At 68.9% G+C, this 6,090-nt stretch carries 3 protein-coding genes and 2 pseudogenes; 1 reads left to right on the plus strand and 4 read right to left on the minus strand.

Annotation, left to right across the window (positions count from 1 at the left end):
• Both CQ047_RS18530 and CQ047_RS18535 read right to left on the minus strand, forming a co-directional pair.
• Window positions 1-641, minus strand: a pseudogene (locus tag CQ047_RS18530) (MinD/ParA family protein); the annotation flags it as partial.
• A gap of 68 nt (window positions 642-709) precedes the next feature.
• Window positions 710-4,117: a pyruvate carboxylase gene (locus CQ047_RS18535; RefSeq protein WP_105677516.1), complete on the minus strand. Its 3,408-nt coding sequence runs from the start codon at window positions 4,115-4,117 to the stop codon at window positions 710-712.
• Between the two features lie 93 nt (window positions 4,118-4,210).
• On the opposite strand from CQ047_RS18535, the gene CQ047_RS18540 reads away from it, so the two are divergent.
• Entirely contained in the window at window positions 4,211-5,023 is an 813-nt protein-coding gene (locus CQ047_RS18540) for a ParA family protein (RefSeq protein WP_105677519.1), read from the plus strand.
• Between the two features lie 60 nt (window positions 5,024-5,083).
• Here the strand turns inward: CQ047_RS18540 and CQ047_RS18545 are convergent, their stop codons facing one another.
• Window positions 5,084-5,629 (minus strand): MerR family transcriptional regulator, encoded by a 546-nt coding sequence (locus tag CQ047_RS18545; RefSeq protein ID WP_105677517.1) that lies wholly within the window; start codon window positions 5,627-5,629, stop codon window positions 5,084-5,086.
• 99 nt (window positions 5,630-5,728) lie between these two features.
• Window positions 5,729-6,090: pseudogene (locus CQ047_RS18550) on the minus strand (MerR family transcriptional regulator); the annotation flags it as partial.

Raw genomic sequence — 6,090 nt, forward strand, 5'->3', positions numbered from 1 at the left:
GCCTCAGCCTCAGCCTCAGCCTCAGCCTCAGCCTCAGCCTCAGCCTCAGCCTCAGATGAGACCACCGCGGCTGCGCTCTCGGCGACCGCGGGCTCGTCGACCTCGATGTGATCGGCCACGGCGATGCGATCGGCCGCTGTGATCTCGGCCTCGGCGTCGGTGACCTCGACGGGCTCCGACTCGACGACCTCCGACACGATGACCTCTGCGACCTCGGATTCGAGAGACTCGGATTCGAGAGACTCCGGCAGCGCGGCCTCGGGCGCGGACTCTTCGACGGTCCCGTCAGACGACGCCGGCACCTCGACCGCCTCCGCGGACGGCACGGTCGGCGGCATCTCCGCGACCGCGGGCAGCTCGATGACGATCGACTCGATGACGGCATCCGCCTCGGGCGCGATCTCGTTCTCGACGAACGATGTGCGATCGAAGACCGGTTCGTCGTCGATGATCAGATCGACGACCTCGCCGTCGACGACGCCGTCGTCGGCGAGATCGTCATCGTCCGCCTGCGGAAGGATCACGTTCACCTGGGCCGTGCCGCCGAGGATGCCGATTCCGGACGTGTCCAGGGACGCGGCTTCGTCGAGCACCCCTCTCGACTCTTCGTCTTTCGGGGTGGACCCCTTTTTCACGGTCACGATGTCACTCCAAGCTTGTGCGGGCCTCGGGTGCGTCACGTGCGTGCGCGGCCCTCGCCCGCACAAGATTAGTGCGCGGGGCGGATCACGACCAAAAGATCTCCTGCGTCCACCTGCTGCGTCTCTCCGATCGCGAGGCGCTCGATGACCCCGTCGACCGGCGCCGTGATCGCCGCTTCCATCTTCATCGCCTCGATCGAGGCGACGGGCTCCCCTGCCCTGACGGCGAAGCCTACCTCGACCTTCAGGGTGACCACGCCGGAGAACGGCGCCGCCACCTGACCGGGCACGGAGGTGTCGGCCTTCTCGACCTCATGGGCGTCGACGACGATCGAGCGATCGCGCACGAACACCGGGCGCAGCTGCCCGTTCAGGGTGGTCATGACCGTGCGCATGCCCTTGTCATCCGCCTCGCCGATCGCCTCGAGCCCGACGTACAGCTGCACGCCGCGGTCGATCTCGATGAGGTGCTCCTGTCCCTGGACGAGCCCGTAGAGGTAGTCGCTCGTGTCGAGGACCGAGAGATCGCCGAAGAGCTCGCGCATCTGAGCGAACTCCTTCGTCGGAGCGGGGAACAGCAGGGTGTTCAGTCTCTCCCGACGCGCGGCGCTGTCTCCCGCGAGTGCGGTCTCGTCGTCGGCGGAGATCTCGGTCATTCCGGTGCGCACCGCGCGCCCCGCGAGCACCTTCGTGCGGAAGGGCTCGGGCCAGCCGCCGGGAAGATCGCCCAGCTCGCCGGCCATGAATCCGACCACCGAGTCCGGCACGTCGTACTTCTCGGGATTCGCCTCGAAGTCCGCCGGATCCGCCTTGACGGCGGCGAGGTGCAGCGCGAGGTCTCCGACGACCTTGGAGGAGGGCGTCACCTTCGGCACGCGACCGAGGATGCGGTCGGCCGCTGCGTACATGTCCTCGATCAGCTCGAAGTCGTCGGCGAGTCCGAGAGCCTTCGCCTGCTGGCGCAGGTTGGACAGCTGGCCGCCCGGGATCTCGTGGTGGTACACGCGCCCCGTGGGTCCGGGCAGGCCGGACTCGAACGGCGCGTACTGACGGCGCACGGCCTCCCAGTACGGCTCGAGGTCGGAGACCCCATCGAGGTCGATGCCGCTGTCGCGCTCGGTGTGCGCGAGCGCCGCGACGAGAGACGAGAGCGAGGGCTGGCTCGTGGTGCCCGAGAGCGGAGCGGATGCCGCATCCACCGCGTCGACGCCCGCAGCGCTCGCGGCGAGCAGGGTCGCGAGCTGGCCGCCTGGCGTGTCGTGCGTGTGCAGGTGCACGGGCAGATCGAAGCGCTCGCGCAGAGCCGCCACGAGCTTCGCCGCCGCTGCGGGGCGGAGCAGGCCCGCCATGTCCTTGATCGCGATGATGTGCGCTCCGGCGGCGACGATCTGATCCGCGAGCGCCAGGTAGTAGTCGAGGGTGTAGAGGTCCTCGGCGGGGTTCAGCAGATCTCCCGTGTAGCAGAGAGCGACCTCCGCGACCGCGGTGCCCGTCCGACGCACGGCCTCGATCGCTGGACGCATCTGCTCGACGTCGTTGAGCGCGTCGAAGATGCGGAAGATGTCGACGCCACTGGCGGCCGCCTCCGAGACGAACGCATCGGTGACCGCGGTGGGGTACGGCGTGTAGCCGACCGTGTTTCGCCCACGCAGCAGCATCTGGATGGCGACGTTCGGCAGGGCCGCCCGCAGCTTGTCGAGCCGCTCCCACGGGTCCTCGCCGAGGAACCGCAGCGCGACGTCGTAGGTCGCGCCGCCCCAGGCTTCCACCGACAGCAGTCCGGGGGTCAGACGTGCGAGGTACGGAGCAGCGGCGACCAGGTCCTTCGTGCGCACACGCGTCGCGAGCAGCGACTGGTGAGCGTCGCGGAACGTCGTGTCGGTGATGGCGAGGGCCGACTGCGCACGCAGGCTCTTCGCGAACCCCTCCGGTCCGAGTTCGAGCAGCCGCTGCCGTGATCCGGGAGCGGGCGCGGCTGCGAGGTCGATCGTAGGGAGCTTCGCCACCGGATCTATGACGCCGGGGTGGGCGCCATGCGGCTTGTTCACCGTGACGTCCACCAGCCAGTTCAGGATCTTCGTCCCGCGGTCCTTGGAGATCCGTCCGCGGAGCAGCTCAGGACGTTCGTCGATGAAGGACGTGCTCACGTCTCCGGCCACGAAGGCGTCGTCGTCGAGCAGCGCCTGCAGGAACGGGATGTTGGTGGAGACGCCACGGATGCGGAACTCGGCGAGGGCGCGGCGTGCACGGGCGACCGCGGCGGGGAAGTCGCGCCCTCGGCACGTGAGCTTCGCCAGCATCGAGTCGAAGTGCGGGCTGATCTGCGCGCCCTGGTGCACGGTGCCGCCGTCGAGACGGACGCCCGCACCGCCCGGTGACCGGTACGTGGTGATCTTGCCCGTATCGGGCCGGAACCCCTGGGTCGGGTCCTCCGTGGTGATCCGACACTGCAGGGCCGCACCGCGCAGGTGCAGGTTCTCCTGCTGCAGCCCGAGGTCGGCGAGGGTCTCGCCCGCGGCGATCCGCATCTGGCTCTGCACCAGGTCGACGTCGGTGACCTCCTCGGTGACCGTGTGCTCGACCTGGATGCGCGGGTTCATCTCGATGAAGACGACCTCTCCCGCGCGCTCCCCCGCCGTCTCCAGCAGGAACTCGACGGTGCCGGCGTTCTCGTACCCGATCGAGCGGGCGAAGGCGACAGCGTAACCGTGCAGAGCGGTGCGGATGCCGTCATCGAGGTTGGGGGCCGGAGCGATCTCGACCACCTTCTGGTGGCGCCGCTGCACCGAGCAGTCCCGCTCGAAGAGGTGCACGGTCTCGCCGGTCTTGTCGGCGAGGATCTGGACCTCGATATGGCGAGGTCGCAGGACGGCCTGCTCCAGGAACATGCGCGGGTCGCCGAAGGCACTGGACGCCTCGCGCATGGCCTCCGCGAGAGCGGGGGCCAGCTCGCCCTTCGTCTCCACGCGGCGCATCCCTCGTCCGCCGCCGCCTGCGACGGCCTTCGCGAAGAGCGGGAAGCCGATCCCGTCGGCCTGGGCCACGAGAGCCTCGACGTCATCCGACGCCTCGGTGGAGCGGAGGACGGGCACGCCCGCCTCGATCGCGTGGCGCTTGGCCTCGACCTTGTTCCCCGCCATCTCGAGCACGTTCGCGGGAGGCCCGATGAAGACGATGCCGTTGGCGGCCGCCTTCTCCGCGAGTTCGGGGTTCTCCGAGAGGAATCCGTAACCCGGGTAGATCGCGTCCGCTCCGGCCTCCAGCGCCACGCGGATGATCTCGTCGACGTTCAGGTAGGCCCTGACCGGATGACCGCGTTCCCCGATCTCGTATGCTTCATCGGCCTTCAGCCGGTGAACGGATCCGCGGTCCTCGTGGGGGAAGACCGCCACGGTCCTCGCTCCCACCTCGAAGGCCGCACGGAAGGCGCGGATCGCGATCTCGCCGCGGTTCGCCACAAGGATCTTCGTGAACATGCACACCTCTAAGAGCTCGATGCACGGCGTTTTCGACGCGCATGGGGCGGGGCTGAGTGTTCCCCCAGCCTAGGGGAAGGTAACGTGGTGTCCGTGCACGTACTCAGCGTCAGCTCTCTCAAGGGAGGCGTCGGCAAGACGACCGTGACCCTCGGCCTGGCCTCAGCGGCCTTCGCCCGTGGTGTCCGGACGCTCGTCGTCGACCTCGACCCGCAGTCCGACGTGTCCACCGGGATGGATATCCAGGTGGCCGGCCGGCTCAACATCGCCGACGTCCTGGCGAACCCGAAGGAGAAGGTCGTCCGTCAGGCGATCACCTCCAGCGGCTGGGCGAAGGTGCACCCCGGCACGATCGACGTGCTCATCGGCAGCCCCTCGGCGATCAACTTCGACGGGCCGCACCCCAGCGTCCGCGACGTGTGGAAGCTCGAGGAGGCGCTGGCATCCGTCGAGGCCGACTACGACCTCGTCCTGATCGACTGCGCGCCCTCGCTGAACGCGCTGACCCGTACGGCGTGGGCCGCGAGCGACCGCGTCATGGTCGTCACCGAGCCCGGCCTGTTCTCCGTGGCCGCGGCGGATCGCGCCCTGCGCGCGATCGAGGAGATCCGTCGTGGACTCTCTCCTCGCCTCCAGCCGCTCGGCATCGTCGTGAACCGCGTGCGCCCGCAGTCGATCGAGCACCAGTTCCGCATCAAGGAGCTGCGTGACATGTTCGGCCCGCTCGTGCTCTCCCCCCAGCTGCCGGAGCGCACGTCGCTGCAGCAGGCCCAGGGTGCGGCGAAGCCGCTGCACATCTGGCCGGGAGACTCCGCACAGGAGCTCGCTGCCGACTTCGACCAGCTGCTCGACCGGATCATCCGCACCGGACGCATCCAGGTCGCGGAGACCGGCCCTCAGGCCTGATCCCCACCGCTACGCGAAACGCCCGCTCGATGAGCGGGCGTTTTCCGTTTCCGGTGACGTTCAGGCGGAGCGCTTGGACCGTCGGGCCGAGAGCTCGTCGACGGGGTCGGGCGCCGTGGGATCGAACTCCACGAGAGTGGACTCCACCTCGCGCAGGACCTTCCCGACGGCGATGCCGAACACGCCCTGGCCGCGGCTCACGAGGTCGATGACCTCGTCGTTCGAGGTGCACAGGTAGACCGAGGCGCCGTCGCTCATCAGCGTGGTGCCCGCGAGGTCGCGGATGCCGGCGCGGCGGAGCTCCTCGACCGCGGTGCGGATCTGCTGCAGCGAGATGCCCGTGTCGAGAAGGCTCTTCACGAGCTTGAGCACGAGGATGTCGCGGAAGCCGTAGAGGCGCTGCGAACCCGAGCCGCTGGCGCCGCGGACGGTCGGCTCCACGAGCTCGGTGCGCGCCCAGTAGTCCAGCTGACGATAGGTGATCCCGGCTGCGCGAGCCGCCACTGCACCGCGGTACCCGACCTCGTCGTCCATCGCCGGAAGACCGTCGGTGAAGAGGAGTTCGGTCACGAACCGCGGGTCGCCTGCACGCTCATCCGCACTCATCTGAAGTCCTCCCTGGAGCTGTTACCTCCACGCTAGAGCAGCGTCCAGGCAGCGGCAATGACATCCGTGCGACCTCGAAGGTGTGTCGCAATCAGTTCGTTACGAAAGCACCCTGGTGAGCGCGTCCTTGACGAAGAGCGAGCGCACTTCGTCGATCTTCGCGGCGAGCTCGGGAGCCATCTCGCTCGCCTTCGCCCGCGATGCAGCATCAGTGCGACGCAGCAGTGCGGACAGCGCGGATTCGATCAGCGCGACCTCCCGCTCGGCCCCCTGTCGCAGCGACCGGAGGTGCCGCGGCTCGATGCCGTGGCGGTCGAGGCCCACGAGGCTGCGCAGCAGCGTCACCGTCGCCTCCGGATAGTTCTCCTGCGCCGTGATCACTCCGGTGCTGATCGCGTCGTTGAGCAGCTGAGGCCCGGCGCCCGCCGCGGCCAGCAGCTCCTCTCGGCGGTAGCGCCGAG

Source organism: Microbacterium sp. MYb72 (genome assembly GCF_002979415.1).
GTDB classification, from domain to species: Bacteria; Actinomycetota; Actinomycetes; order Actinomycetales; family Microbacteriaceae; genus Microbacterium; species Microbacterium natoriense.

What these genes read in the sequence shown, in the direction of transcription:
- CQ047_RS18535 (WP_105677516.1), bottom strand. Translation starts at nt 4,117, where the DNA reads ATGTTCACGAAGATCCTTGTGGCGAACCGCGGCGAGATCGCGATCCGC.
- CQ047_RS18545 (WP_105677517.1), bottom strand. Translation starts at nt 5,629, where the DNA reads ATGAGTGCGGATGAGCGTGCAGGCGACCCGCGGTTCGTGACCGAACTC.